Origin of the sequence: Pseudomonas sp. RIT-PI-r (genome assembly GCF_001297015.1) — a bacterium.
Taxonomy (GTDB): Bacteria; Pseudomonadota; Gammaproteobacteria; order Pseudomonadales; family Pseudomonadaceae; genus Aquipseudomonas.
The window spans coordinates 62,176-87,955 of record NZ_LIGE01000043.1; the positions used below are offsets into that span (position 1 = coordinate 62,176).

The 25,780-nt window shown below is 59.5% G+C and carries 22 protein-coding genes; 11 read left to right on the forward strand and 11 right to left on the reverse strand.

Annotated features, from left to right (window positions below; genetic code table 11):
• Positions 1-206: 206 nt before the first annotated feature.
• Positions 207-506, forward strand: a complete 300-nt coding sequence (locus AK821_RS25990) for a PilZ domain-containing protein (RefSeq protein ID WP_064392807.1) — start codon at positions 207-209, stop codon at positions 504-506.
• Between the two features lie 52 nt (positions 507-558).
• On the opposite strand, the gene AK821_RS25995 is transcribed toward AK821_RS25990, so the two are convergent.
• Complete coding sequence (locus tag AK821_RS25995; RefSeq protein WP_064392808.1) at positions 559-1,248, reverse strand: MlaA family lipoprotein; 690 nt, start codon at positions 1,246-1,248, stop codon at positions 559-561.
• 198 nt (positions 1,249-1,446) lie between these two features.
• Between AK821_RS25995 and AK821_RS26000 the strand changes: the two genes are divergently transcribed.
• Both AK821_RS26000 and AK821_RS26005 read left to right on the forward strand, forming a co-directional pair.
• Positions 1,447-2,067 (forward strand): hypothetical protein, encoded by a 621-nt coding sequence (locus tag AK821_RS26000; RefSeq protein ID WP_064392810.1) that lies wholly within the window; start codon positions 1,447-1,449, stop codon positions 2,065-2,067.
• Between the two features lie 108 nt (positions 2,068-2,175).
• Positions 2,176-2,439: a DUF4404 family protein gene (locus tag AK821_RS26005; protein WP_007910520.1), complete on the forward strand. Its 264-nt coding sequence runs from the start codon at positions 2,176-2,178 to the stop codon at positions 2,437-2,439.
• 172 nt (positions 2,440-2,611) lie between these two features.
• On the opposite strand, the gene queF is transcribed toward AK821_RS26005, so the two are convergent.
• Positions 2,612-3,442: an NADPH-dependent 7-cyano-7-deazaguanine reductase QueF gene (gene queF, locus AK821_RS26010; protein WP_064392812.1), complete on the reverse strand. Its 831-nt coding sequence runs from the start codon at positions 3,440-3,442 to the stop codon at positions 2,612-2,614.
• A 61-nt stretch (positions 3,443-3,503) separates the two neighbouring features.
• A complete protein-coding gene (copI, locus tag AK821_RS26015; protein ID WP_064392814.1) occupies positions 3,504-4,037 on the reverse strand; it encodes a copper-resistant cuproprotein CopI in 534 nt (177 codons plus the stop codon).
• Positions 4,038-4,202: 165 nt separating this feature from the next.
• On the opposite strand from copI, the gene AK821_RS26020 reads away from it, so the two are divergent.
• Positions 4,203-4,883 carry a heavy metal response regulator transcription factor gene (locus AK821_RS26020; protein ID WP_064392816.1) on the forward strand — a complete coding sequence of 227 codons (681 nt, stop codon included), beginning with the start codon at positions 4,203-4,205 and terminating at the stop codon, positions 4,881-4,883.
• Positions 4,883-6,229 (forward strand): heavy metal sensor histidine kinase, encoded by a 1,347-nt coding sequence (locus AK821_RS26025; RefSeq protein WP_064392817.1) that lies wholly within the window; start codon positions 4,883-4,885, stop codon positions 6,227-6,229. The genes AK821_RS26020 and AK821_RS26025 overlap by 1 nt, the downstream gene beginning before the upstream one ends.
• Before the next feature lie 108 nt (positions 6,230-6,337).
• On the opposite strand, the gene AK821_RS26030 is transcribed toward AK821_RS26025, so the two are convergent.
• From AK821_RS26030 to AK821_RS26040, 3 genes are all read right to left on the reverse strand, one after another.
• Positions 6,338-7,582 (reverse strand): lipoprotein-releasing ABC transporter permease subunit, encoded by a 1,245-nt coding sequence (locus tag AK821_RS26030; RefSeq protein WP_064392818.1) that lies wholly within the window; start codon positions 7,580-7,582, stop codon positions 6,338-6,340.
• 63 nt (positions 7,583-7,645) lie between these two features.
• A complete protein-coding gene (gene lolD, locus AK821_RS26035) occupies positions 7,646-8,344 on the reverse strand; it encodes a lipoprotein-releasing ABC transporter ATP-binding protein LolD (RefSeq protein WP_007910506.1) in 699 nt (232 codons plus the stop codon).
• Positions 8,337-9,587, reverse strand: a complete 1,251-nt coding sequence (locus AK821_RS26040) for a lipoprotein-releasing ABC transporter permease subunit (RefSeq protein WP_064392819.1) — start codon at positions 9,585-9,587, stop codon at positions 8,337-8,339. Before AK821_RS26040 ends, lolD begins: the two co-directional genes overlap by 8 nt.
• A gap of 94 nt (positions 9,588-9,681) precedes the next feature.
• Between AK821_RS26040 and AK821_RS26045 the strand changes: the two genes are divergently transcribed.
• Together AK821_RS26045 and AK821_RS26050 are read left to right on the forward strand one after the other, a co-directional pair.
• Positions 9,682-10,263 (forward strand): PilZ domain-containing protein, encoded by a 582-nt coding sequence (locus AK821_RS26045; RefSeq protein WP_064392854.1) that lies wholly within the window; start codon positions 9,682-9,684, stop codon positions 10,261-10,263.
• Positions 10,264-10,277: 14 nt separating this feature from the next.
• A complete protein-coding gene (locus AK821_RS26050) occupies positions 10,278-11,000 on the forward strand; it encodes a glycerophosphodiester phosphodiesterase (protein WP_008087738.1) in 723 nt (240 codons plus the stop codon).
• 42 nt (positions 11,001-11,042) lie between these two features.
• Here AK821_RS26050 and sthA read toward each other — a convergent pair whose 3' ends face one another.
• Positions 11,043-12,437, reverse strand: a complete 1,395-nt coding sequence (gene sthA, locus AK821_RS26055) for a Si-specific NAD(P)(+) transhydrogenase (RefSeq protein WP_007984277.1) — start codon at positions 12,435-12,437, stop codon at positions 11,043-11,045.
• Positions 12,438-12,634: 197 nt separating this feature from the next.
• The gene (locus AK821_RS26060) at positions 12,635-13,651 is read right to left on the reverse strand and encodes an FAD:protein FMN transferase (protein ID WP_064392820.1); all 1,017 of its coding nucleotides are present in this window, start codon (positions 13,649-13,651) and stop codon (positions 12,635-12,637) included.
• Between the two features lie 89 nt (positions 13,652-13,740).
• On the opposite strand from AK821_RS26060, the gene AK821_RS26065 reads away from it, so the two are divergent.
• On the forward strand, positions 13,741-15,042 hold the full coding sequence (locus tag AK821_RS26065; RefSeq protein WP_064392821.1) for an MFS transporter: 1,302 nt from the start codon (positions 13,741-13,743) through the stop codon (positions 15,040-15,042).
• Positions 15,043-15,212: 170 nt separating this feature from the next.
• Here AK821_RS26065 and AK821_RS26070 read toward each other — a convergent pair whose 3' ends face one another.
• A complete protein-coding gene (locus tag AK821_RS26070) occupies positions 15,213-16,676 on the reverse strand; it encodes a glyceraldehyde-3-phosphate dehydrogenase (RefSeq protein ID WP_064392822.1) in 1,464 nt (487 codons plus the stop codon).
• A gap of 354 nt (positions 16,677-17,030) precedes the next feature.
• Between AK821_RS26070 and mfd the strand changes: the two genes are divergently transcribed.
• From mfd to AK821_RS26085, 3 genes are read left to right on the forward strand one after another with little or no spacing between them, the layout of a single operon-like run.
• Complete coding sequence (gene mfd, locus AK821_RS26075) at positions 17,031-20,480, forward strand: transcription-repair coupling factor (RefSeq protein WP_064392823.1); 3,450 nt, start codon at positions 17,031-17,033, stop codon at positions 20,478-20,480.
• Positions 20,481-20,490: 10 nt separating this feature from the next.
• On the forward strand, positions 20,491-21,057 hold the full coding sequence (locus AK821_RS26080) for a CsiV family protein (RefSeq protein ID WP_064392824.1): 567 nt from the start codon (positions 20,491-20,493) through the stop codon (positions 21,055-21,057).
• A gap of 11 nt (positions 21,058-21,068) precedes the next feature.
• A complete protein-coding gene (locus AK821_RS26085) occupies positions 21,069-23,759 on the forward strand; it encodes a DEAD/DEAH box helicase (protein WP_064392825.1) in 2,691 nt (896 codons plus the stop codon).
• A gap of 133 nt (positions 23,760-23,892) precedes the next feature.
• Here the strand turns inward: AK821_RS26085 and AK821_RS26090 are convergent, their stop codons facing one another.
• Together AK821_RS26090 and nagZ are read right to left on the reverse strand one after the other, a co-directional pair.
• Entirely contained in the window at positions 23,893-24,636 is a 744-nt protein-coding gene (locus tag AK821_RS26090) for an S-methyl-5'-thioinosine phosphorylase (protein ID WP_064392826.1), read from the reverse strand.
• Between the two features lie 12 nt (positions 24,637-24,648).
• A complete protein-coding gene (nagZ, locus tag AK821_RS26095) occupies positions 24,649-25,647 on the reverse strand; it encodes a beta-N-acetylhexosaminidase (protein WP_177330983.1) in 999 nt (332 codons plus the stop codon).
• Positions 25,648-25,780: the final 133 nt, after the last annotated feature.

The following is a 25,780-nucleotide window of genomic DNA, read 5'->3' on the forward strand; positions in this document are numbered from 1 at the left end:
TTCGCTTTCTAGCCTCTCTGCTGCACCGCTTTCGGGCATAGGCCTTGAACGCGGTTGCACCAGAGGTGCCCTTCTAAGGCGCAGACGGTACTCCCATCCGCAGAGCGTTTCAAGCATGCGCCGATGGTCGCTTGACGACTTTACTTGTCAAATCACCGAGAGTTATAAGAACAGCTCAAACCGTAACCCAATGGAAGGACGAACCTATGAGTCAAACCAGTCGGGACTACAGCGAAAAGCGCGATTTCATCCGCATGCGGGTCGATGCCGATGTCGTGTTGATTCATGAAGGAGATGAAGTTTCAGGCGTTTGCATCGACCTCTCCAGCAGCGGCATGCAGGTCGAAGCGCCGCAGCTCTTTGCGGTCGGCGACCGATTGAGCGTACGCATCGACTCCGATCACGCGGCACTCAGCGGCCTTGAAGCTGACACCGAAGTGGTCTGGGTCCGGGCACAGGACGGCGGCGGCCAGAAGCTCGGCCTGATCATTGTAAAGATGAAATAGCTACACACAAAAAAGGCGACCCGAAGGTCGCCTTTCTTTTTACCGGTCGAGATTAAAAATCGTCTTCGACCTGGCCATCCTTCACCTTGAACTCGCGGTTCTGCAGGTAAGCATTGCGGATGAAGGTGTACTTGTCGCCGCTGATCAGCTTCTCGCTCGACAGCAGGCTGGCGCGGGTGTCGACGATGTTCAGACCGAAGATCGAGTTACGCGTAGGTACGTGGTCGATGTAGCGGTACATGCCGGTGTAGCTGTCGACGTATTTCGACGGCGCATCACGCAGAGTGCTCGGGCCCATCAGCGGCAGCATCACGTACGGACCGCTGCCCACACCCCAGTAGCCCAGAGTCTGGCCGAAGTCTTCGTCGCTGCGATTCAGGCCCATCTTGGTGCCGACGTCGAAGAAGCCGAGCAGACCGAAGGTGGTGTTGAAGATCAGACGTGCGGTGTCGACGCCAGCAGCAGCCGGTTTACCCTGCAAAACGTTGTTCGCCAGGTTGGTGACGTCACCAACGTTGCGGAACATGTTGTGAATGCCGTCTTCCAGAAACTGCGGAGTAACGAACTCGTAACCCTGCGCAAGAGGCTTCAGCGCGTAAGTGTCAACGAAGTCGTTGAACTGGAAAATCGGGCGGTTGACGCTTTCCCAAGGGTCTTCTTCTGTTGCCGCCTGAGTGGCGAACGGCGCCAGCAACAGGCCGGCACATACACTTAGCTGAGCGAGCGGATAGCTCCAGCGCATAGAAAAACTCCTTGGATTTGTACTGTCGCGGACATCGGGGCCCGGGCATTAAGGTCGCTAGTATAAGCGTAAACGCCGGTTTGGACAGTCGGCCAATTGTGCAAAGTTGTAGGACGCTTCCCACGCCGCGCTTCACATAGCCGTCACGCTACTGTCACCTGCAATGACTAGCCTTATCGGTATTTCAGGGACGCTGCCATGACTCACGCCGAAACCTTGCCCCTCACTGCGTCCAGCCTGACCGCCGTACTGTTTGGACTCAGCGGTTGTCTGGTGGATTTCGGTGCTCGCGCTCGTCTAAATACCGTCGCCCGGCCCGAGCATGCCGAGGCGACACCGGGCGCGCTCGACAGTCTGCACAGTTTGCAGCGCCAGCAGATTCCCTGCGCCTGGCTGGATGAACTGCCCCCTGCCCTCGCCCAATCGTTGTCGGCCTCACTGCCGGCGTCGATCAAACCTGCGCAACATTCGGCAACACTCAATCCGTGGCCTGCGCCGAATGCCTGCTGGCAAGCCCTGATGGAGTTGAACGTCGCCAGTCTGGACGGCTGCGTATTGGTCAGCGGTGAGCCGCGGCTGTTGCAGGCTGGCCTGAATGCCGGGCTGTGGACCATCGGCCTGGCCTCCTGCGGCTCGCTGTGTGGCCTGGCGCCAGGTGAATGGCAAGCCTTGACCCAGAAAGAACGCGAACACCTGCGTGGCAAGGCCACCGTGCAACTCTTCGGGCTGGGCGTGCATTCGGTGATCGATCATCTGGGCGAACTCGACACTTGCCTGGCGGATATCAGCTTGCGCCGGTTCAAAGGCGAAAAGCCCTGATCGGGATCATGCAGGTTTGCCGGGAGTGGATTAATCTAAAGGTCAGCCATAGACCTTTGGCGCGCGGCTGCGGTCAATGCCAGTGCCTATCGATAAAAGGAAAACACCATGCCCGCCCAAGAACTGCAAAAACAGCTCGATACCCTGCGCGAGCAGCTGGAGCAGAATCCGCCACTGTCGGAAGCCGAGCGTGAGGATTTGCATGCGCTGATGGCGCAGATTGAATCCGAAATTCAACTGGAGACTGCCACACAAGACGCCAGCATCGCTGACGGCGTCAATCTGGCGGTTGATCGCTTTGAACTCGAACACCCGGCCATTGCCGGCACCTTGCGCAACATCGTCAACGCGCTGGGCAGCATGGGGATCTGACTCCCCCCGAAACGCAAAAAGCCCTGCCATCACTGGCAGGGCTTTTTCATTTCAACTTTGGCAATGCATTCCCCTGTAGGAGTGAGCCTGCTCGCGATAGCGGTGTGTCAGTTAACATCATCGTCTGCTGACACACCGCTATCGCGAGCAGGCTCACTCCTACAGTTGATCTTTATTGACGCACGAGCCGGTGGTTCGGCAGCTGTACGCTTTCGGTGCTGCGATACGGGTTGATATCCAGACCGCCGCGACGCACGTAACGGGCAAATACCGTGAGCTTCTCAGGTTTCAGCAACCGCTGCAGATCGAGGAAAATCCGCTCCACACACTGCTCATGGAAGTCCGAGTGCTGGCGGAAGCTGACGATGTATTCGAGCAGACTCGCATGATCCAGCGCCGAGCCGCGGTACTCCACCACAACGCTGCCCCAGTCCGGCTGACTGGTGACCGGGCAGTTGGATTTGAGCAGATGGCTATACACCGTCTCCTCGACAATCCGCGAATCATCGCAACGCAGCAATTCCGGGCGCGGATGTTCATAGTTGCTGACGCTGATATCCAGATCGTCGATGCATACGCCCGGCAACGCCACAACGCCTTCCGCTTCAACGTCCTTCAGGCTGCGAACGCGCACCCCCACCGGTTTGCCGGCGGCGGCCGACAAATCCTTGATCAGGGTCGCTTCCAAGGACACCACGTCGGCAAACGCCGTCTGGTTCAGCGAGTTCAGATACAACTTGAACGACTTCGACTCGATGATATTCGGCGAATCCGCCGGGATGCTGAATTCGCCGATCGCCACCACCGGTTTACCCGACGGCAGCAGCCACGACAACTCGAAGCAGTTCCAGAAATCCACACCTTTATACGGCAGGGTTTCGGCGGTCAGGCCCAGCTCGGCCCATTTCGCGGTGCGCGGAATCGGGAACAGCAGGGACGGCGTGTAAGTGGCGATGTATTCGCTGGATTTGCCCAGCGGCGAATGTTCGGCTGCGGGATGCATGGCGGAAACCTGACTGAATAATCAGCGGATTCTACCAGCCTTTGCCCGCGCCTTTGAGTGCTTACTGACTGACCGTCAGTTTGCCGACCATACCCGCCTGATAATGCCCGGGAATATTGCAGGCAAATTCCAGACTGGTGGCCTTACTGAAGGTCCAGGTCAGCTCGGCGGTTTTACCTGGCTCGACCAACACGCTGTTCGGATCATCGTGCTTCATGCCATGGCCCATCGCTGCGTGATCCATGCCGGCCATATCGTGGGACATTTCCTTCATGCCGGTAGGCGTAAGCATGCCGCTTTGCTGCATCTGCAACATTTCCTGCTGGTGTTTGGCGTGCATCGCCGCGTCACCGAGGTTGAATTCGTGCAACAACTGGCCTTTATTCACCAAGACAAAACGAACGGTCTCACCGGCCTTGATCTGAATGGCCTTGGGATCGAAGGACATATCGTTTAGCACCACTTCAATGCTGCGTGTGGCTTGGGCGGCAGGCGCTGGCTGGCCGAAATCGTAGGTGTGCGCTGGCGCGGCCCACACTGGCGAGCTCAGCGCCAACAGACAGGCAGCCAACGTCAAGGATTGGCGTAAAAACATGGTCGTTCTCCAACAAGATAAGGTTCAGCTTATGGGAAACTTTAGCCGGCCTGCGCTGGCATCTACCTGACAGGCAGATTACAACTTTGTCAGGTTGGCGTTTGTCGCCTGCGCTCACGGTATAAAGCTTTCGTTTCTACACCCCCGAACAAACCCGAGTCGCCCATGAAACTGTTGATCGTCGAAGACCAAGCGAAAACCGGCCAATACCTGCGCCAAGGCCTGACCGAGGCCGGGTTCAATACGGAACTGGTGGCCGACGGCAACAGCGGTCAGCAACTGGCGCTGAGCGGTGATTACGCGCTGCTGATCCTCGACGTGATGCTGCCCGGTCGCAGCGGATGGCAGATTCTGCAAGCGGTGCGCAGCGCCGGGCTGGATACGCCGGTACTTTTTCTCACGGCCAAAGACGCCGTGGAAGACAGGGTTCATGGCCTCGAACTCGGTGCCGACGACTATCTGGTCAAGCCTTTCGCCTTCTCGGAACTGCTGGCGCGGGTGCGCAGTCTGTTGCGTCGCGGCAGCGCTACAACCCAGGAAACCAGTCTGCAACTGGCCGATCTGCGCCTGGATCTGATCCGCCGCCGCGTCGAACGCTCCGGCCAACGCATCGACCTGACCGCCAAAGAATTTGCGTTATTGGAAATGCTCCTGCGTCGCCAGGGAGAAGTGCTGCCGAAATCGCTGATCGCCTCGCAAGTCTGGGACATGAATTTCGACAGCGACACCAATGTCATTGAAGTGGCGATCCGCCGTTTGCGCCTGAAGATCGACGACGAATTCCCCAACAAACTGATCCACACCGTGCGCGGCATGGGTTACGTGCTCGAAGAGCGTGGCGCCTGATGCGTCGGCTGTCATTGAGCTCGCGCCTGGCCTTGTTGTTCGCCGCTTGCACCGCTGTGGTTTCACTGTTCGCCGGGGTGCTGTTCAACCGCGCCAGCGAAGCGCACTTCATTGAACTCGACCAGCAACAACTGGACGGCAAGCTGATCGGCCTGCGCCGCGCGCTGCAGGATCTTCAGCCTGCTCAGCGTGAAGCGCGACTGGCGGATGAGCTGAGTCGTCAGGCCGATCTGTCACTGCGCATCACCGGCACTGACGGCCAACGCTGGTATGACAGTTCGCAGATCCCCAAGGATTTGCCGCCACAATCAGGCCTGTCAACCGTGAGTCATGCCGGCACCGACTATCGCGTGCTCAACGCCCCGCTCTACCCCGACCAAACCGACTCGCCGCGATTGACCTTGCTGCTGGACATCACCCATCACCAGCATTTCCTGCAACGCATGCAGCATCTGATCTGGCTGACGGTCGGGCTGTCAGCGCTGGCCACCGCTTTGCTCGGTGCCTGGGCCGCACGCAGCGGCTTGCGGCCATTGCGGCGTATGAGCGCGGTTGCCCGTGGGATTTCCGCACAATCGCTCAACGCCCGACTGCCAGAAGCGCAAATGCCGCCCGAGCTTGCGGAAATGGCCCACAGCTTCAACGCCATGCTCGCACGCCTCGACGACTCGTTTCAGCGGCTCTCGGCGTTTTCTGCCGACATCGCCCATGAACTGCGCACGCCGCTGTCGAACCTGCTGACTCACACTCAGGTCACCCTCACCCGCCCACGGCCGATCGAAGATTATCGCGAAGCCCTGCACAGCAACCTCGAAGAGCTGCAATGGATGGCGCAACTGGTCAACGACATGTTGTACCTGGCCAAGGCCGATCACGGTTTGCTGATGCCCAAGCGTGAACCGCTGGAGCTGGCGGATGAAACGGATGTGCTTTTGGAGTTTTTTGCGCCGCTGGCGGAGGACGCCGGGGTCAAGCTGACGCGCGAGGGCCATGCGCGGATCGAGGGTGATCGCAGCATGTTGCGCCGGGCCTTGTCGAATTTGCTGGATAACGCGCTGCGCTTTACCCCCGCTGAGGGCTACGTGAGTTTGCGGATCGTTGATCAAGCGAGCGCTGTGCGTATTTCAGTCGAAAACAGTGGCGAGGGGATTTCAGCGCAGTTGCTACCACGCTTGTTCGACCGCTTTTATCGGGCTGATCCGGCGCGGCAGGAAGGCAGCAGTGAGCATGCGGGGTTGGGGTTGGCGATTACTCAATCCATCATCCGCGCCCATGGTGGGCAGATTCATTGCGAATCGGAGGCGGGATGGACGCGGTTTGTGATTGAGTTGCCCAAGGGAGATTGAGGCCAACAGTTCCGCCCCCTTCGCGAGCAGGCTCGCTCCCACATTGGATCTGCGTCGTTCACAAATCCCCTGTGGGAGCGAGCCTGCTCGCGAAAGCGGCCTGTCTGCTTAAGAGTATCTCAGGGCGTGAGCCGGCTCGATCTTCGCCGCCCGCCAGGCCGGATACACCGTCGCCAAAAAGCTCAGGATAAAGCCCGCCGAGCAAATCAACAGCACATCCCCACCCTGCAATTCCGACGGCAGATTGCTGACGAAATACACGTCCGAGCTGAAAATATGCTGGCCGCTCACGCGCTCGATCCAGCCCACGATCTGACTGACATTCAGCGCGGCGATCACGCCCAACACGCCGCCAATGATCGTGCCGACAATACCGATCACCGTGCCCTGGACCATGAAGATCGCCATGATCTGCCGAGGCGTGGCACCGATGGTACGCAGGATCGCGATGTCAGCGCCCTTGTCGTTCACTACCATGATCAGGGTCGCGATGATGTTGAACGCCGCCACCGCGACGATCATCAGCAACAGCAGGCCGATCATGGTTTTTTCCATTTTCATCGCGCTGAACAGACTGCCCTGGGTGTGGGTCCAGTCGTCAGCCTTGAAATCGGCGCCCAGACCGGCGGCGATGTCCGAGGAGACTTTCGGCGCCGCGTACAGGTCTTTGACCGCCAGACGCACACTCTGCACCTGATTCGGCTGCCAATGCTGCATGGTCGCGGCATCTGCCACGTGGATCAGGCCCATCGAGCCGTCCAGTTCAGCACCCACCTTGAACACGCCGACCACGTTCAGGCGCTGCATGCGCGGGGTGATGCCGCCCGGTGCGGTACTGACTTCCGGGACGATCAGGGTGATTTTGTCGCCGACGTTGAGGCGGAAACGTCGCGCGGTGATTTCACCAATCACTACGCCGAACTCGCCTGGCTTCAACGCATCAAGACGCCCCTGCACAATGTGCTGGGCAACGATCGAGACCTTGCCTTCCTGCGCCGGATCGACGCCGCTGATCTGGATCGGCTGCATCAAGCCCTTGTAAGAGAGCATGCCTTCCATCTCGGTGAACGGCACGGCGGCGGTCACTTCTGGATTTTTCATCGCGGCGGCGGCCACCGGCTGCCAGTCATCGATCGGCTTGACGCCAACGATGGTTGCGTGCGGCACCATGCCGAGGATGCGCGAACTCATTTCGCGCTGGAAGCCGTTCATTACCGACAACACCACGATCATCGCCAGCACGCCAAGGGCGAGGCCGATCATCGAGGTCATCGAAATGAACGAAACGAAGCGATTGCGGCGCTTGGCGCGGGTATAGCGCGTGCCGATAAAGATCGATAACGGTCTGAACATTCGCTGGGGCACCGTATAAAAATAAAAGACCCGACACCTTTGCAGGCGCCGGGTTTCAGCCAATCAGATAGGCGTGAGGCAACCTTCTTGCAGGTGCAATACGCGATCCATCTGGCGGGCCAGGTTCATGTCGTGAGTCACTACCAGAAACGCGGTGCGCATCGAGGTGCTGAGTTCCAGCATCAAATCCTGAATGCCCTGGGCGGTGTGGGAGTCGAGGTTGCCGGTTGGCTCGTCGAGCATCACCAGGCCTGGCTTGTTGACCAAGGCGCGGGCAATCGCCACACGTTGACGCTCGCCACCGGACAGTTCCGCCGGTTTGTGCTCCAGACGATGGCCGAGGCCGACGCGTTCCAGCAATGCCGTGGCGCGCTGACGGGCTTCCGGGATCGGCGTCTTGCCGATCAGCAGCGGCATGCAGACGTTTTCCAGCGCGGTGAATTCCGGCAGCAAGTGGTGGAACTGGTAAACGAAACCGAGTGCACGGTTGCGCAGCAGGCCACGCTTCTTCTCGCTCAGCGCCGACAGTTCTTCACCGTCGAGCCAGACGCTGCCCTTGGTTGGCGTATCGAGGCCGCCGAGCAGGTTGAGCAAAGTACTTTTGCCCGAACCCGAGGTGCCGACGATCGCCACACGCTCGCCAGGGTGCAGCTCCAGTTGCAGGCCGGCCAGTACTTCTACCGATTCCGGGCCTTCTTCATAGGATTTGCCCAGGTTGCGGCAGCTCAGGATTGCTTGTTCACTCATGCCCGACTCACTCATAACGTAGCGCCTCCGCCGGCTGGGTGCGCGCGGCACGCCAGGCTGGATACAGGGTGGCGAGGAAACTCAGGACCAACGCAGCAGCGCAGACCATGATCACATCCTGGCTCTGCACCTGCGACGGAAGATAATCAATGAAATACACGTCAGCATTAAGGAATTTGTGGCCGATCAGGCCTTCCAGTGCCGAGATCGCAGCGCTGACATTAAGCGCCGCAAAAATGCCGACTACCGCACCAATCGCCGTGCCGACCACACCGATCACCGTGCCTTGCACCATGAACGTGCGCATGATCGTGCCCGGCGTCGCGCCCAAGGTGCGCAGGATGGCGATGTCGCCCTTCTTGTCGTTGACCACCATCACCAGCGTGGAAATGATGTTGAACGCAGCCACGGCAACGATCAGCAACAACAGCAGGCCGATCATGGCCTTTTCCATGCGGATCGCCTGATACAGATTGCCGTGGGTGCGCGTCCAGTCGCGGGCGTAGTAATGGTCTTCGCCGAGTTGCTGGGCGATGTTCCATGCTACGCGCGGTGCCTGGAACAGGTCGTCGAACTTCAGGCGGATGCCCTGTACCTGATCAGGCTTCCAGCGGTGCATCTTCGCCAGATCCTGCAGGTTGGTGACGCCCAGATAGCCATCGAGTTCGCCAGCGCCGACATGGAAAATGCCGACAACGGTGAAGCGCTTCATGCGCGGGAACATGCCGGCCGGGGTCAGGCTGACCTCCGGTGCGACGAAGGTGACCTTGTCACCAATGCCGACGCCGAGCTTGGTCGCCGCCTTGTCGCCGATGACGATGCCGAAGCTGCCCGGCGTCAGATCGTCGAGTTTGCCCTGCTTCATGAAGTTGTCGATGATCGACACGTTGCGCTCCAGCGCCGGGTCGATGGCATTGAGCAACACCTTGGACACCTGACCGTTATTGGTCAGCAGGCCCTGCATCTGGGTGAACGGCGCAACCGCCGTCACCTGCGGGTTCTGCTTGACCTTGGTGGCCAGGCTTTGCCAATCGTTGATCGGTTCAGTGGATTCAATGGTCGCGTGGGGCACCATGCCCAGCACGCGGGTGCGCATCTCATGATCGAAGCCATTCATCACCGACAGCACGACGATCATCACGACCACGCCAAGGGCGAGCCCGATCATCGAAGTCAGGGAAATGAATGACACAAAATGATTGCGACGCTTTGCACGGGTATAACGCGTGCCGATAAATACGAAGAGAGGTCTGAACATGTCGGGGCTTGTTCGGAGGGAAAAGGAACGTCCTTGTGGCGGGGGGGGGGTACCAGCCTTTCACTCACACCACCGCCGCTACCATGGGTTCGCCCTGTCGGCATTAGATGAAGAAGATCGCCGCGAATACTACCGTATCGAGGACACGATCGCACTGGAAATTCGGCCCCTGTCCGCTCCCGAAGCCGCAGGCCAGGAAGTGTTGCAGGATGCTTCCCCACTGTTCAACCTGCTCAGCGAACTGCACCTGAGCGAATTCGAGTCGCAGCACCTGTTGCGCCAGATCAGCGAGCGCGATCGGGCCATCGCGGCCTTCCTGAAATCGCAGAACAAGCGCATTGACCTGCTCAGTCAGGTGGTCGCCCTGACCGTGCTCGGCCATATCGGCGAGCCGCAACCGGTGATCATCTCCGAGGGTGGAATCGACTTTCAGTACCCGACGCCGATTGCCGCCGGTGCACACCTGTCGGTGAAACTGGTGCTGATGCCGCAAGCGCTGGGCCTGTTGCTGCGCGCCCGTGTCACCCATTGCGACCGCAAGGGCGAGGGTTATGACGTCGGCACCGAGTTCGAACACTTGACCGATGCCCAGCGCCAGTTGCTCGCCCGCTATATCTTGCAGAAGCAGGCCCAGGAACGACGTCTGGCCCGCGAACAGAACGAATCAGGCATTTAATTTAAGGAAGAACCGTGACCCTCATCTACGGCCACCGCGGCGCCAAGGGCGAAGCACCGGAAAACACCCTGAGCAGCTTTCAGGAATGTCTCAAGCACGGCGTGCGCCGTTGCGAACTCGATCTGCACCTGTCCAAGGACGGCGAGTTGATGGTCATCCACGACCCGACCCTCAAACGCACCACGGACCGCCGTGGCAAGGTCGTCGAGCACACCGCCGCCGAACTGGTGACGTACGACGCGCGCAAGGGTGGCCCGGGCTGGATCAAGCCGTGCCCGATTCCGACGCTGGAAGAGTTGTTCGAGCAGTGTGATTTCGAGCACTGGCAGCTCGAAGTGAAAAGCGCATCGCGTACTCGCGCCGCAACCACGGTGCTGGCGATTCGTGAAATGGCCCAACGCCACGGCCTGCTCGACAAGGTGACCATCACTTCGAGTTCGCGGGAAGTGCTGAAAGCGGCGCTGGATCTGGTGCCGGATGTGTCGCGGGGGTTGGTCGCCGAATACGCCTGGCTCGATCCGTTGAAGGTCGCGGCCAGTTATGGCTGTGAGATTCTCGCGTTGAACTGGACGCTGTGTACGCCGGAACGCCTGCAGAAGGCGCAGCGTCAGGGGCTGCACGTGTCGGTGTGGACCGTCAACGAACCTGCGCTGATGCGCAGGCTCGCCGACTTCGGCGTTGACAGCCTGATTACAGACTTTCCCGGTTTGGCCACTGCCACCCTCGAGAATTGCTGAATTCGGTCTCCCCGGCCGGCTCAGGCCACCGGCCGGAGCCCGTCAAAAAAGCCGGTTGAGGCCGTCGTACGCTGCTACCCGATAGGCTTCGGCCATGGTCGGGTAGTTGAACGTGGTGTTGACGAAGTACTTCAGCGTGTTCAGCTCGCCCGGCTGGTTCATGATCGCCTGACCGATGTGGACGATCTCCGACGCCTGATAACCGAAGCAGTGAACGCCCAGCACTTCCAGGGTTTCACGGTGGAACAGGATCTTCAGCATGCCTTGCGGCTCGCCGGCGATCTGCGCACGCGCCATGCTCTTGAAGAACGCCTTGCCGACTTCGTAGGGCACTTTGGCCTGGGTCAGTTCCTGCTCGTTCTTGCCGATCGAACTGATCTCCGGAATCGTGTAGATGCCGGTCGGCACGTCATTCACGAAACGCCAGCTACCGTTATCAACGATGCTGCCAGCGGCCGAACGGCCCTGGTCGTGGGCAGCACTGGCCAGGCTCGGCCAGCCGATCACGTCACCGGCACCATAGATGTTCGGTACGCAGGTGCGGTAAGCCTCGTCGACTTCGATCTGGCCACGGCTGTTGACCTTGACGCCGATGTTTTCCAGACCCAATTGATCGGTGTTACCGGTACGGCCGTTGCACCAGAGCAAGGCGTCGGCCTTGATCTTCTTGCCCGACTTCAGGTGCAGGATTACGCCGTTATCGACACCTTCAACGCGATCGTAATCTTCGTTGTGGCGCACAGTGATGTTGTTGTTGCTGAAGTGGTAGCTCAACGCCTGGGAGATTTCCGAGTCGAGGAAGCTCAGCAACTGGCCACGGTTATCGACCAGCTCAACCAATACACCCAGACCACTGAAGATCGACGCATACTCGCAACCGATCACGCCGGCGCCGTAAACGATCAGTTTGCGCGGGGTGTGGCCGAGGCTGAGGATGGTGTCGCTATCGTAGATACGCGGGTGGTGGAAATCGATGTCCGCCGGGCGATAAGGACGCGAACCGGTGGCGATGATGATGTGCTTGGCCACCAGTTTTTCGACCACGCCGTTGGCGCAGACCACTTCGATGGTTTGCTCGTCAGCGAAGCTGCCGGTACCGAAGAACACGTCGACGCGGTTACGGGCGTAGTACCCGGTGCGCGAAGCAACTTGTTTGGAAATGACCTTCTCGGCGCTTTTCAACACGTCCGGGAAGGAGAACCAGCGTGGCTCGCCGATCGCCCGGAACATCGGATTGGTGTTGAACTGCATGATCTGCCGCACCGAGTGACGCAGTGCCTTGGACGGGATGGTACCGAGGTGGGTGCAGTTGCCGCCGACCTGGCGACGGCTGTCGACCATCGCGACCTTGCGCCCTGCTTTGGCGGCGTTCATTGCCGCGCCTTCTCCCGCCGGGCCGGAACCCAGCACCACCACGTCGTAGTTGTAGACAGCCATGCGTACTCCTCAGAACAGGCCGCGGTGCCAGCAGCACCTACGGCTAAATCACGCCGAACAGCGGCGCGAAGGAACAATTGGGGGTCAATCAAGAACCCGGACACAGTCTATAGAAGCGTCAACGCCGCGCACATTAACCCTTGGTCGCGTCGTAGGCTACTTTTGCCTGCACTACAACGCCAGCTTTCGTATTGTTCTCAGTCAGTTTTTTCGCCGCTGAGGCGTTCGAAAGCCTTGTTGGTGCGGACGACAAAACCTGTATCGGCACGAATGACAAAGAATGCACCAATGTCATGTTTTTCGGCATAGTCCCACGCCCTTTCCGGGCCAAGAATCAGCAACAGCGTCGATAGTCCATCGGCCATCAACGCTGAAGGATGAATCACTGTGACTGACGCCAGGTCGTGTAGGACGGGTGCACCGCTGCGTGCATCAAAGGTGTGGGAATAACGCCGGCCATCCTGCAGGAAATAATTGCGATAGTCGCCGGACGTGGAGACGCCGTAGCCATCGACATTAATGACGCGTTCGGCGACCTGTTGATCATCACGGGGTTCTTCCAGAGCGATGCGCCAGGGTGAGCCGTCGAGTTTTCTGCCTTTGGCCTTCAATTCACCGGTGGCTTCGGCCAAGTAGTCTTGAATGCCCATGGCGTCGAGCCTCGCCGCGATAGTGTCGACGGCATAACCGGCAGCAATGCTGTTGAAATCGACTTCGACGGCGGCGTCTTTGCACAACTGATCGCCATTGGCGTGCAAGTGCTGATGACCAATGCGCGACATCACCTCAGCCAGTGCCTCGGCGTCAGGGACTTTCTCTTCGCGCCCTTGCGGGCCGAAGCCCCAGAGATTCATCAGCGGCTCCACGGTGAGATCGTAGGAACCTTCGCTTTGCGCTGACAGTTGCTCGCCCACAAGGACCAATTCCAGCACCGAGGCAGGCATTTTCTGACAGCTGTTCGCGGGCAAAGCGTTGAAGCGCTCAATGTCCGAATCATTGCGATAAGTCGATAACTGCCGATCGACTTCGCCAAGGATGCTCTCCACTTCACGGCGAACCTGCGTCGCGTCAGGCATGCCGGCGTGGCGCACGTACTTGATCGAGTACGTGCTGCCCATGGTCGGCCCACCGAAACCTTCCGTGGAATCGCCATTGCCGCAGCCAGCCAATATGCCCGCAAGAATCACGAGCCCAAGCAACCGTCCAGTGAACAATTATTCATCTCTCCGTAAAACCGCGACGGCCATTATGAATTAAAGGATCTGCAACATCTTTATACAAAATCCAATAGTGAGACCTGACCATGTCCTCCACCACGGGCAAAGGCAAAGCGATCTTTCGCGTTGTCAGCGGCAATTTCCTCGAAATGTTCGACTTTATGGTCTACGGCTTTTATGCCACAGCCATCGCTAAAACGTTCTTTCCCACCGACAGTGCCTTCGCCTCGCTGATGCTTTCACTGGCGACTTTTGGCGCTGGCTTCCTGATGCGTCCACTGGGGGCGATTTTCCTCGGCGCCTACATTGACCGTCATGGCCGTCGCCAAGGCTTGATCATCACGCTGGCGTTGATGGCTGCCGGTACGGTGCTGATTGCCTGCGTTCCGGGTTATGCCACCCTCGGTGTCGCCGCACCTTTGCTCGTTCTGTTCGGCCGACTGCTGCAAGGTTTCTCGGCGGGCGTCGAACTCGGCGGCGTGTCGGTGTATCTGGCAGAAATTGCCACCCCGGGTCGCAAGGGCTTTTTCGTCAGTTGGCAATCCGCGAGCCAGCAAGCGGCGGTCGTCTTCGCCGGCCTGCTCGGCGTCGGCCTCAATCACTGGCTAAGCCCGGAACAAATGGGTGATTGGGGCTGGCGCGTGCCGTTCCTGATCGGCTGCATGATTGTGCCGGTGATCTTTGTCATTCGTCGCTCACTGGAAGAAACCCCGGAATTCCAGGCGCGGAAACATCGCCCTACCCTGCGGGAAATTGTCCGCTCGATCGGTCAGAACTTTGGCATCGTCATCGCCGGCATGGCGCTGGTGGTGATGACCACCGTGTCCTTCTATCTGATCACCGCTTACACCCCGACCTTCGGCAAGGCAGAGCTGCATCTGTCGGATCTCGATGCGCTGCTGGTGACGGTGTGCATCGGCCTGTCGAACTTTTTCTGGTTGCCGGTGATGGGTGCGGTGTCCGATAAAATCGGGAGAAAGCCCCTACTGCTTGCGGCGACGATTCTGGCGATTCTTACCGCCTATCCTGCGCTGTCGTGGTTGGTGGCAAATCCGAGCTTCAGTCATTTGCTGATTGTCGAACTGTGGTTGTCGTTCCTGTACGGCTCGTACAACGGCGCGATGGTGGTGGCGCTGACCGAGATCATGCCGGTGGAAGTGCGTACTACCGGGTTTTCGCTGGCCTACAGCTTGGCGACGGCGACGTTTGGCGGTTTTACCCCGGCGGCGTGTACGTATCTGATTCATGTGCTGGATAACAAGGCAGCACCGGGGATCTGGCTGAGTGGTGCGGCGGTGTTGGGGCTGTTGGCGACATTGGTGTTGTTCCGGGGCAACAAGCATGAGTTGCGCACTGCGCAAGCGGCCATACCCGGCGGCGCTCGTTAAATAGCTATCGCGAGCAGGCTCACTCCTACATTGGATCTGTGTCGTTCACAAATCCCCATGTAGGAGTGAGCCTGCTCGCGATGAGGCCGGTACTGACAACACACTTCTAAAAGGCCCACAAACAAAAACGCCCCGACCAAAGTCGGGGCGTTTTCATGTGCAGCTATCGCTTAGCGCGGGAATGCTGGCGGATTTACATCAGCCATGTCTTCCATCACGCGAACCACCTGGCAGCTGTAACCGAACTCGTTGTCGTACCAGACGTACAGAACAACGCGGTTGTCCTGAACGATGGTCGCTTCAGCGTCGACTACACCGGCGTGGCGCGAGCCAACGAAGTCGGTCGAAACCACTTCCTGCGAATTGACGAAGTCGATTTGCTTGTGCAGATCGGAGTGCAGCGCCATGTAGCGCAGGTACTCGTTCATCTCTTCACGGGTGGCGGCTTTCTCGAGGTTGAGGTTGAGAATGGCCATCGACACGTTCGGCGTCGGCACACGGATCGCGTTACCGGTCAGCTTGCCGGCCAGCTCAGGCAGGGCCTTGGCAGCAGCGGTGGCAGCACCGGTTTCGGTGATGACCATGTTCAGCGCAGCGCTACGGCCACGGCGATCGCCCTTGTGGAAGTTGTCGATCAGGTTCTGGTCGTTGGTGTACGAGTGAACGGTTTCGACGTGACCGTTGATGATGCCGAACTTGTCATTCACAGCCTTCAGCACCGGCACGATGGCGTTGGTGGTGCAGGAAGCGGCGGACACGATCTTGTCTTCAGCGGTGATTTCACCGTGGTTGATACCGTGCACGATGTTCTTCAGCTTGCCTTTGCCAGGCGCGGTCAGAACAACGCGGTCGATACCCGGGCACGCCAGGTGCTGACCGAGGCCATCGGCGTCACGCCATACACCGGTGTTGTCCACCAGCAGCGCGTCTTTGATGCCGTACTGGGTGTAATCCACTTCAGTCGGGTTCTTCGCGTAGATCACCTGGATCAGGTTACCGTTGGCGGTGATGGTGTTGTTTTCTTCGTCGATGGTAATGGTGCCGTTGAACGAACCGTGTACCGAATCGCGACGCAGCAGGCTGGCGCGTTTGGTCAGGTCGTTTTCGGCGCCTTTGCGCACGACGATGGCACGCAGACGCAGACCGTCGCCACCACCGGTTTTCTCGATCAGGATGCGCGCCAGCAGACGGCCGATACGACCGAAGCCGTACAGCACAACGTCGGTGCCTTTACGTGCGGAAGCGTTTTGCTGGCCAACCACGTCAGCCATTTCTTCACGAACGAATTGCTCGGCGCTGCGGCCATTGCCTTCGTTACGGAATTTGAACGCCAACTTGCCCAGATCTACCGAAGCCGCGCCGAGCTTGAGCTCGCTCATGGCTTTGAGCAGTGGGAATGTTTCGTGGACGGAGAGTTCGCTGTCGTCGGAAGAACGGTGGCGAGCAAAGCGGTGAGCTTTGAGAATCGCGATGACAGACTGGTTGATCAGGCTGCGGCCATAGATCGAGCTCACCACGTTGTTATTGCGGTAGAGCTGACCGATTAGCGGAATCATCGCTTCTGCGAGTGCTTCACGGTCGATCCATTCACCAAGACACTGGTCGGGCTTCTGAGTCACGGTAACCTTCCACATGTAGGGGCAGAAAAAAGGGGCTACATTATGCCGCCGACAACCTCATTCAGCAATGCGCGCTTGTCGCGAAATCGGTAACAAAATTCCTTTCAAAAAAATAACGCCTCGCGCCAGCCCAGTAAATACGCGGCTTCCAGCGCAGTCAATTTTTCGTCGACTGTTAGACGATGTCTGTAACCCTCCGTAACACGAGCCAATTTCGGCACTACATAACCACTAAAAAAGTGCTCGTTTTTATGGTTACCACTACATTTCGCCAAAACAGCGAAGATAGACGTAGTCTGCAACTGACAGGCGGCACCGGACGCCGCTACAATTACCGACTTTGTCGCAAAGCCTGGAGCTCAACCTTCCGTGCCCGTTCTGCGTCTACCGCAACTCCCTGCCGAGGCAGGTAAACAGCATTGGGGCAATTTGCCCGGTGCTGCCCTCAGCCTGGCGATTGCCGAGGCTGCCAGCGCTGCCAAGCGCTTCACCCTGCTACTGACCGCCGACAGCCAGAGTGCTGAACGACTGGAACAGGAGCTGAGTTTCTTCGCCCCGGATTTGCCCGTTCTGCATTTCCCCGACTGGGAAACCCTGCCGTACGACCTGTTCTCGCCGCACCAGGACATCATTTCCCAGCGCATCGCCAGCTTATATAGGCTGCCCGAGCTGGAACATGGCGTGCTGGTGGTGCCGATCACCACGGCGTTGCACCGCCTGGCGCCGACCAAGTTTTTGCTCGGCAGCAGTCTGGTACTGGATGTCGGGCAGAAACTCGATGTCGAACAGATGCGCTCGCGGCTTGAAGCCAGCGGCTATCGCTACGTCGACACGGTGTACGAACACGGCGAATTCACCGTACGCGGCGCGCTGATCGACCTGTTCCCGATGGGCAGCAAACTGCCCTATCGCATCGACCTGTTCGACGACGAAATCGAAACCCTGCGCACCTTCGATCCGGAAAACCAGCGCTCCATCGACAAGGTCGATTCGGTCAAGCTGCTGCCGGCTCGTGAGTTTCCGCTGCAGAAAGATGCGGTCACCCGCTTCAAGGCGCGCTTTCGCGAGCGTTTCGACGTCGACTTCCGGCGCTGCCCGATCTTTCAGGATCTGAGCAGCGGCATCACTCCGGCCGGTATCGAGTACTACCTGCCGCTGTTCTTCGACGAAACCTCGACGCTGTTCGATTATTTGCCGCAGGACACCCAGGTGTTCTCGTTGCCGGGTATCGAGCAAGCAGCGGAGAATTTCTGGAACGACGTGCGCAATCGTTATGAAGAGCGCCGCGTCGATCCATCGCGTCCTTTATTGCCACCCGCCGAATTGTTCCTGCCGGTGGAAGACTGCTTCGCGCGCCTGAAGAGCTGGCCACGCGTGGTCGCCAGCCAGCAAGACGTGGAAAGCGGCGTCGGTCGTGAGCGCTTTCCTGCACAAGCACTGCCGAATCTGGCGATTGAAGCCAAAGCCACGCAACCGCTGGCCGCGCTTTCTGCCTTCCTCGATGAATTCCCCGGTCGCGTGCTGTTCACCGCCGAATCCGCCGGCCGTCGCGAAGTGCTGCTGGAGTTGCTGGAGCGTCTGAAGCTGCGACCGAAAACCGTCGACAGCTGGCCGGACTTCGTCGCGAGCAAGGATCGCCTGGCGATCACCATCGCCCCGCTCGACGAAGGCCTGATGCTCGACGATCCGGCGCTGGCACTGGTCGCGGAAAGTCCGCTGTTCGGCCAACGCGTCATGCAGCGTCGCCGCCGCGAGAAGCGTGCCGACGGCAACAACGATGCAGTGATCAAAAACCTCACCGAGCTGCGCGAAGGCGCGCCGGTGGTGCACATCGACCACGGTGTCGGCCGCTATCTGGGCCTGACGATTCTGGAAATCGACAATCAGGCTGCCGAATTCCTCACCCTGGAATATGCCGAGAACGCCAAGCTCTACGTGCCGGTGGCCAACCTGCATCTGATCGCCCGTTACACCGGCAGCGACGATGCGCTGGCCCCGCTGCACCGCCTCGGCTCCGAGGTTTGGCAGAAAGCCAAACGCAAAGCCGCCGAACAGGTGCGCGATGTTGCTGCTGAATTGCTCGACATCTATGCCCGCCGCGCCGCTCGCGAAGGCTACGCATTTGCCGACCCGAAAGCCGATTACGCCACATTCAGCGCTGGCTTCCCGTTCGAAGAAACCCCGGACCAGCAATCGACCATCGAAGCCGTGCGCGAAGACATGCTCGCGCCGAAGCCAATGGATCGACTGGTCTGTGGCGACGTCGGTTTCGGCAAGACCGAAGTGGCCATGCGCGCAGCGTTCATCGCTGTGCACGGCGGTCGCCAGGTGGCGATTCTGGTGCCGACCACCCTGCTCGCCCAGCAGCACTACAACAGCTTCCGCGACCGCTTCGCCGACTGGCCGGTGACTGTGGAAGTGATGAGCCGCTTCAAGTCGGCCAAGGAAGTCAATGCGGCGATCGCCGATCTGGCGGAAGGCAAGATCGATATTGTCATCGGCACGCACAAGCTGCTGTCCGACGATGTAAAAATCAAAAACCTCGGACTGGTGATTATCGACGAAGAACACCGCTTCGGTGTGCGTCAGAAAGAACAGCTCAAGGCCCTGCGCAGTGAAGTCGACATTCTTACGCTGACCGCCACACCGATTCCGCGCACGCTGAACATGGCGGTGTCGGGCATGCGCGATCTGTCGATCATCGCCACGCCGCCGGCGCGACGCCTGTCGGTGCGCACCTTCGTCATGGAGCAGAACAAGAGCACGGTCAAAGAGGCCCTGCTCCGCGAACTGCTGCGTGGCGGTCAGGTTTACTACCTGCACAACGATGTGAAAACCATTGAAAAATGCGCCGCCGATCTCGCCGAACTGGTGCCGGAAGCGCGTATCGGCATCGGTCACGGGCAGATGCGCGAACGCGAACTCGAACAGGTGATGAGCGACTTCTATCACAAGCGCTTCAACGTGCTGATCGCCTCGACCATCATCGAGACCGGTATCGACGTGCCAAGCGCCAACACCATCATCATCGAGCGCGCCGACAAGTTCGGTCTGGCGCAACTGCTCCAGTTGCGCGGTCGTGTCGGTCGCAGCCACCACCAGGCGTACGCCTACCTGCTGACGCCGCCGCGCCAGCAAATCACTTCGGATGCGGAAAAGCGTCTGGAAGCGATTGCCAACACTCAGGATCTCGGCGCCGGTTTCGTGCTGGCGACCAACGACCTGGAAATCCGTGGCGCCGGTGAACTGCTCGGCGATGGTCAGAGCGGGCAGATTCAGGCCGTGGGCTTCACGCTGTACATGGAGATGCTCGAACGCGCGGTGAAGTCGATCCGCAAAGGCGAGCAACCGAACCTCGATCAACCGCTGGGCGGTGGCCCGGAGGTCAACCTGCGAGTGCCGGCGCTGATTCCGGAAGACTATCTGCCGGATGTTCACGCGCGTCTGATTCTGTACAAGCGCATTGCTTCGGCCACCGACGAGGAAGGCCTGAAGGATCTGCAAGTCGAGATGATCGACCGTTTCGGTCTGCTGCCGGAACCGACGAAAAATCTGGTGCGTATCACTGCGCTGAAATTGCAGGCTGAGCAACTGGGCATCAAGAAGGTCGATGGCGGGCCGCAAGGTGGGCGCATCGAGTTCGAAGCACAGACGCCAGTGGACCCGATGACCCTGATCAAACTGATCCAGAGCCAGCCAAAACGCTACAAATTCGAAGGCGCCACGATGTTCAAGTTCCAGGTGCCGATGGAACGCCCGGAAGAGCGCTTTAATACTGTAGAGGCGCTGTTTGAGCGCCTCCTCCCGAAAACTGTTTGAAGGACGCCGCATGCGCCTGTTTCGCTCGCTGACTTTGCTACTCACCTTGGTAGCGCCTACGGCGTTTGCCGATGACCTGTATCAGGTCGAGATGATTCTGGTTCGCCAGAACGCTGTACCGGCAATTGTCAGCCGTGCCGCCCCGGAAGACTGGGCCGCCGGCGCCCAGCGCTTGGCCGATGACAGCCAGCGCACGCCGGCGTTGAATGACGTTGTCACAAAACTCACCGCCAGCGGCGACTACAGCGTGCTGATGCACAAAGCCTGGCAGCAAACCCTCGGTGAAGCGCCATCGAAAGTCGCGGTCAGCGACGGTCAGGAGCAGTACGGCCAGTTCCCGATCGAGGGCACGCTGGAGATGAAGCTCGGGCGTTTCACCGACGTCGCGGCCGATTTCTGGGTCAACAAGATCAACACCAACGGCCTGGTCACCGCCAGTGAGCGCCTGAAACAGGACAGCCACACCAAGAACGGCCAACTCAACTATCTCGATAACGGCCATCTGGCGCTGCTGATCAAGATCACTTCCCTGACCGCACCTGCGCCACGGGAAGCGCCTGAAGCGATTCCGGACTGATCGAAGTCCTTATGAACCCGCCGCTGAGTAAACCGTTGGCGCCCTCCTGGGTCAGCCGATTCAAGGAACAGAGCCTGGAGCGTGGCCGCCGCTACGCCCTGGAAAACCGGGTACGCATCGCCCAGGTCGGCGATGCAACGATCACCGCCAGTTGCGAAGGCTCTGGCGGTAACGTTTACCGTCAGACGATTCATCTTCGCGAGTCAGCCAAAGGCACTTTGCTGCTGGTCGATGCCGGCTGTACCTGCCCGGTTCGCAGCAACTGCAAACACTGCGCTGCTGTCCTGCTGAAAGTGCAGGAAACCCTCGATTACCCTGCCGCGGCCAAAGACGCCGAATTACTGGAGAAGCTCCAAGCCGTGCTGGAAAACCGTGGCCCGAAAGCGCCACCGCAAGTGCTGGTCGACAACGTGCAACCCTTGCCGCGCCTGTGGCTGGCCAGCGTCGAGTTCAGCGCCTTCGAACCGCGCAACGGCAAGATGCAGCGTTATATTCAGCACCGCGCGGCGTTGTCGTTCAGCTATCTGGATGAGTACGTCAGCGGGCAGAAGAACAGCGACATCCTGATCCGCCAGGAAACCCAGACACTGCGGATAAAACGCCACCCGGACGTCGAACAGTCCTACCGCGAACAGTTAAGAATCCTCGGCTTTCGTATCGCCACGCGGCAGAGCAAAGCGCTGCCGGAAAGCGCGGGCGAGCTGTACGAGATGGTCAATGACAGCGCCTGGCTGACGTTTACCCTCAACGATCTGCCAAAACTACGCAGCCAAGGTTGGGAGCTGCAGATCGACGAAGAGTTCGGCTTCGACCTGACCGCTGTGGATGACTGGTACGCCACGGTCGAGCAGGCGCCGGAGCGTGACTGGTTCGATCTGGAGCTGGGGATCATCGTCAATGGTGAACGTCTGAGCCTGCTGCCGATCCTGCTCAATCTGATGCGCTCGCACGCGGAAATCCTCAATCCGGAACGCCTGGCGCGCCGTCGCGATGACGAGCTGATTCTGGTCAATATTCCGCAACGCAACAGCGAGCACGGGCCGCTGCAAGTGGCGTTGCCGCTGGGGCGGTTGAAACCGGTGCTGATGACCCTAGGCGAGTTCTATTTGCAGGAACCGGGCGAAACCACTTTGCGCCTGAGCAAGGCCGACGCCACACGCCTGAACTCGCTGGAAGGCATTCCGCTCCTCTGGGAGGGTGGCGAGCAGATTCGTACGTTTGCTCAACGCCTGCGCGACATTCGTGATTTCAGCGCGCAAGCTCCAGAGGGCCTGAATGCGACGCTGCGTCCTTATCAGCTCGAAGGCTTGAGCTGGATGCAATCGTTGCGGCAACTGGAGGTTGGCGGGATCCTTGCGGATGACATGGGTCTGGGTAAAACCCTACAGACGCTTGCGCATATTCTCAGCGAGAAAAACGCCGGGCGCCTCGATCGACCGTGCATGGTGGTGATGCCAACCAGCCTGATTCCGAACTGGCTGGATGAGGCGGCGCACTTCACCCCGCAGCTGAAAGTGGTCGCGCTGTACGGCGCCACTCGTAAAAAACATTTCGATAATCTGGCCGATTTCGACCTGATCCTCACCACCTACGCGCTGCTGCCCAAGGACGTCGAACGTCTGGCCAAGCAGCCGCTGCACGTATTGGTGCTGGATGAGGCGCAGTACATCAAGAATCCGAACAGCAAAGCCGCTCAAGCCGCGCGCGAGCTGAACGCGCGTCAGCGTTTATGCCTGAGTGGTACCCCGCTGGAAAACCACTTGGGTGAACTGTGGTCGCTGTTTCACTTCCTGCTGCCAGGCTGGCTCGGCGACGTAAAAAGCTTCAACGCCGATTACCGTGTACCGATTGAAAAGCGCGGCAGCGAGGTCAGACTTCAGCACCTTAACGGTCGAATAAAACCGTTTCTACTGCGCCGCACCAAGGAACAGGTGGCCACCGAGTTGCCGCCGAAAACCGAGATCATCCACTGGGTCGATCTCAACGAAGCGCAACGCGATGTGTACGAAACCATGCGCCTGGCGATGGACAAGAAAGTCCGCGACGAGATCACCCGCAAAGGCGTGGCACGCAGCCAGATCATCATTCTTGAGGCGCTGTTGAAGCTGCGTCAGGTTTGCTGTGATTTGCGCCTGGTCAACGGCGCCACCCTGCCCGCTCGCGGCAGCACCTCGGGCAAGCTCGACAGTTTGATGGAAATGCTTGAGGAGTTGTTCGAGGAAGGCCGGCGGATTCTGCTGTTTTCGCAGTTCACCTCGATGCTGTCATTGATCGAAGACGAGCTGAAAAAACGTAACGTTTCCTACGCGTTGTTGACCGGCCAGACCCGCGATCGGCGTACACCGGTGAAGGAATTCCAGAGCGGCAAGCGGCAGATTTTTCTGATCAGCCTGAAGGCTGGCGGTGTCGGCTTGAACCTGACCGAGGCGGATACGGTGATTCACTACGATCCGTGGTGGAACCCGGCGACGGAAAATCAGGCAACCGACCGTGCTTATCGGATCGGTCAAGAGAAACCGGTATTCGTCTACAAGATGATCGCGCGGGGCACGGTGGAAGAGAAGATTCAGCACCTGCAGAAGGAAAAGTCCGACTTGGCGGCGGGCGTGCTGGATGGGCGCAAGGCCGGGGACTGGAAGTTGCAGAGTGATGATATTGAAGCGTTGTTTGCACCGTTGCCGGATAAGTCCGACAAGCGTTGAGACCTGCGTCGCCTGTTAGATAGCTTTCGCTGGCAAGCCAGTTCCCACAGGCTTATGAGTCGCACACAAAACTGTGATTCAACTCGATACCTGTGGAGCTGGCTTGCCAGCGATGGGGCCAACTCGGTCTCGGTCAGCTGCAGCCCTTGAGCACCCGCGCCAACGCCGATTTCACCTTACCCATCCCGTCATGCAATGCCTGCTCGATTTCGGCCATGGTGATCACTTCCGTGGTCTTGCCCGCCGCCGGGTTCACTACCAGCGCCAGACAGGCGTAATCCAGATCCAGCTCACGCGCCAGCGCCGCTTCCGGCATACCGGTCATGCCGACGATGTCGCAGCCATCACGCTCAAGACGCACGATCTCCGCCACGGTTTCCAGACGCGGGCCCTGGGTGCAGGCATACACGCCTTGATCGCTGTACTCGCAGCCTTCAGCGGCCACCGCAGCAATCAATTGCTGGCGCAACGGTTCGCTGTAAGGAAAGCTGAAGTCGATGTGGGTGACATGCTCCAGATCATCGGCGAAAAAAGTGTGCTCACGGCCGCTGGTGTAGTCGACGATCTGGTGCGGCACGCAGAAATGCCCGGTACCCATGGCCGAATGAATACCGCCCACGGCATTCACCGCGATGATCGCTTCGGCGCCAGCCTGTTTCAACGCCCACAGATTGGCGCGGTAGTTGACCTTGTGCGGCGGGAAGCGATGCGGGTGACCGTGACGGGCGAGGAACAACACTTCCTTGCCGGCGTACTCGCCAATCTGCACGTCGGCCGACGGCGCGCCGTAGGGCGTGTCCACCGCCAGCGATTGGCGAATGGTCAAGCCTTCGAGCTGGGTCAGGCCAGTGCCGCCGATGATTGCGTAAACCGTCATAGCGAAAAATCCTTAATCGATCAGTTGAGCGTCTTTGAGCGCGCCGATGGCGGTGAGCCAACGCGGATCCTGGCGGTAATCGGTGCTGGCGAATGCCTGACCACGCATGCGAGCGATGCGCTCGGAAGGCTTGACCTTCATGCGCTGAGCAGCGCTCAAAGCCAGTTCGGCAGCGGCGCGGTCGTTGCACACCAGACCCATGTCGCAGCCAGCAGTCAGCGCGGCTTCGATACGGCTGGCGGCGTCGCCGACCACATGGGCGCCCGCCATCGACAGGTCGTCGCTGAAGATCACGCCGTCGAACTGCAACTCGCCGCGCAGAATGTCCTGCAACCAGCGCCGGGAGAAACCGGCGGGCTGCGAATCAACCTGCGGATAGATAACGTGCGCCGGCATGATCGCAGCCAGTTGCCTGCTGAGTCTGGCGAAGGGCACGAGGTCGTTGGCGCGAATTTCGTCGAGGCTGCGCTCGTCATTCGGGATCGCAACGTGGGAATCGGCTTCGGCCCAGCCATGACCGGGAAAGTGCTTGCCGGTGGCCGCCATGCCCGCGCTGTTCATACCGCGAATAAACGCGCCAGCGAGCAACGCTGCGCGCTCCGGATCACCCTCGAAAGAACGCGTGCCGACGACGGCGCTGCGCTGGTAATCCAGATCGAGCACAGGGGCGAAACTCAGGTCCAGGCCGACGGCCAGCACTTCGGTAGCCATGATCCAGCCGCACTGCTCAGCGAGGTACTCGGCATTCGGATTGTCGGCAATGGCGCGCATCGCTGGCAGGCGTACGAAGCCCTGACGCAGGCGTTGCACACGACCGCCCTCCTGATCCACGGCCAACAGCAAATCCGGGCGAATCGCGCGGATCGCGGCGCTGAGCTCACGCACCTGGCGTGGATGCTCAATGTTGCGCGCAAAGATGATCAGACCGCCCACTTCGGGCTGACGCAACAATTGGCGATCTTCAGCCGTCAGCCAGGTACCGGCGACGTCCACCATCAACGAGCCTTGCAGGCCAGCAGTCATAGAGATTCCTTGAAAACGAAAAACCCGATCCGCACGAAATCGCCACCGGGGGCATTGCCCGGCAGGTCGGCGATATCTGTGAAGATCGGGTTCAGAACGAGAGTCGGCATGGGCGGCTAGC

What these genes read in the sequence shown, in the direction of transcription:
- AK821_RS26020 (WP_064392816.1), top strand. Translation starts at nt 4,203, where the DNA reads ATGAAACTGTTGATCGTCGAAGACCAAGCGAAAACCGGCCAATACCTG.
- AK821_RS26005 (WP_007910520.1), top strand. Translation starts at nt 2,176, where the DNA reads ATGCCCGCCCAAGAACTGCAAAAACAGCTCGATACCCTGCGCGAGCAG.
- AK821_RS26065 (WP_064392821.1), top strand. Translation starts at nt 13,741, where the DNA reads ATGTCCTCCACCACGGGCAAAGGCAAAGCGATCTTTCGCGTTGTCAGC.
- AK821_RS26000 (WP_064392810.1), top strand. Translation starts at nt 1,447, where the DNA reads ATGACTCACGCCGAAACCTTGCCCCTCACTGCGTCCAGCCTGACCGCC.
- AK821_RS26030 (WP_064392818.1), bottom strand. Translation starts at nt 7,582, where the DNA reads ATGTTCAGACCGTTATCGATCTTTATCGGCACGCGCTATACCCGCGCC.
- AK821_RS26070 (WP_064392822.1), bottom strand. Translation starts at nt 16,676, where the DNA reads ATGTGGAAGGTTACCGTGACTCAGAAGCCCGACCAGTGTCTTGGTGAA.
- AK821_RS26025 (WP_064392817.1), top strand. Translation starts at nt 4,883, where the DNA reads ATGCGTCGGCTGTCATTGAGCTCGCGCCTGGCCTTGTTGTTCGCCGCT.
- AK821_RS26085 (WP_064392825.1), top strand. Translation starts at nt 21,069, where the DNA reads ATGAACCCGCCGCTGAGTAAACCGTTGGCGCCCTCCTGGGTCAGCCGA.
- AK821_RS25990 (WP_064392807.1), top strand. Translation starts at nt 207, where the DNA reads ATGAGTCAAACCAGTCGGGACTACAGCGAAAAGCGCGATTTCATCCGC.
- sthA (WP_007984277.1), bottom strand. Translation starts at nt 12,437, where the DNA reads ATGGCTGTCTACAACTACGACGTGGTGGTGCTGGGTTCCGGCCCGGCG.
- AK821_RS26040 (WP_064392819.1), bottom strand. Translation starts at nt 9,587, where the DNA reads ATGTTCAGACCTCTCTTCGTATTTATCGGCACGCGTTATACCCGTGCA.
- queF (WP_064392812.1), bottom strand. Translation starts at nt 3,442, where the DNA reads ATGCATCCCGCAGCCGAACATTCGCCGCTGGGCAAATCCAGCGAATAC.
- AK821_RS25995 (WP_064392808.1), bottom strand. Translation starts at nt 1,248, where the DNA reads ATGCGCTGGAGCTATCCGCTCGCTCAGCTAAGTGTATGTGCCGGCCTG.
- AK821_RS26080 (WP_064392824.1), top strand. Translation starts at nt 20,491, where the DNA reads ATGCGCCTGTTTCGCTCGCTGACTTTGCTACTCACCTTGGTAGCGCCT.
- copI (WP_064392814.1), bottom strand. Translation starts at nt 4,037, where the DNA reads ATGTTTTTACGCCAATCCTTGACGTTGGCTGCCTGTCTGTTGGCGCTG.
- lolD (WP_007910506.1), bottom strand. Translation starts at nt 8,344, where the DNA reads ATGAGTGAGTCGGGCATGAGTGAACAAGCAATCCTGAGCTGCCGCAAC.
- AK821_RS26090 (WP_064392826.1), bottom strand. Translation starts at nt 24,636, where the DNA reads ATGACGGTTTACGCAATCATCGGCGGCACTGGCCTGACCCAGCTCGAA.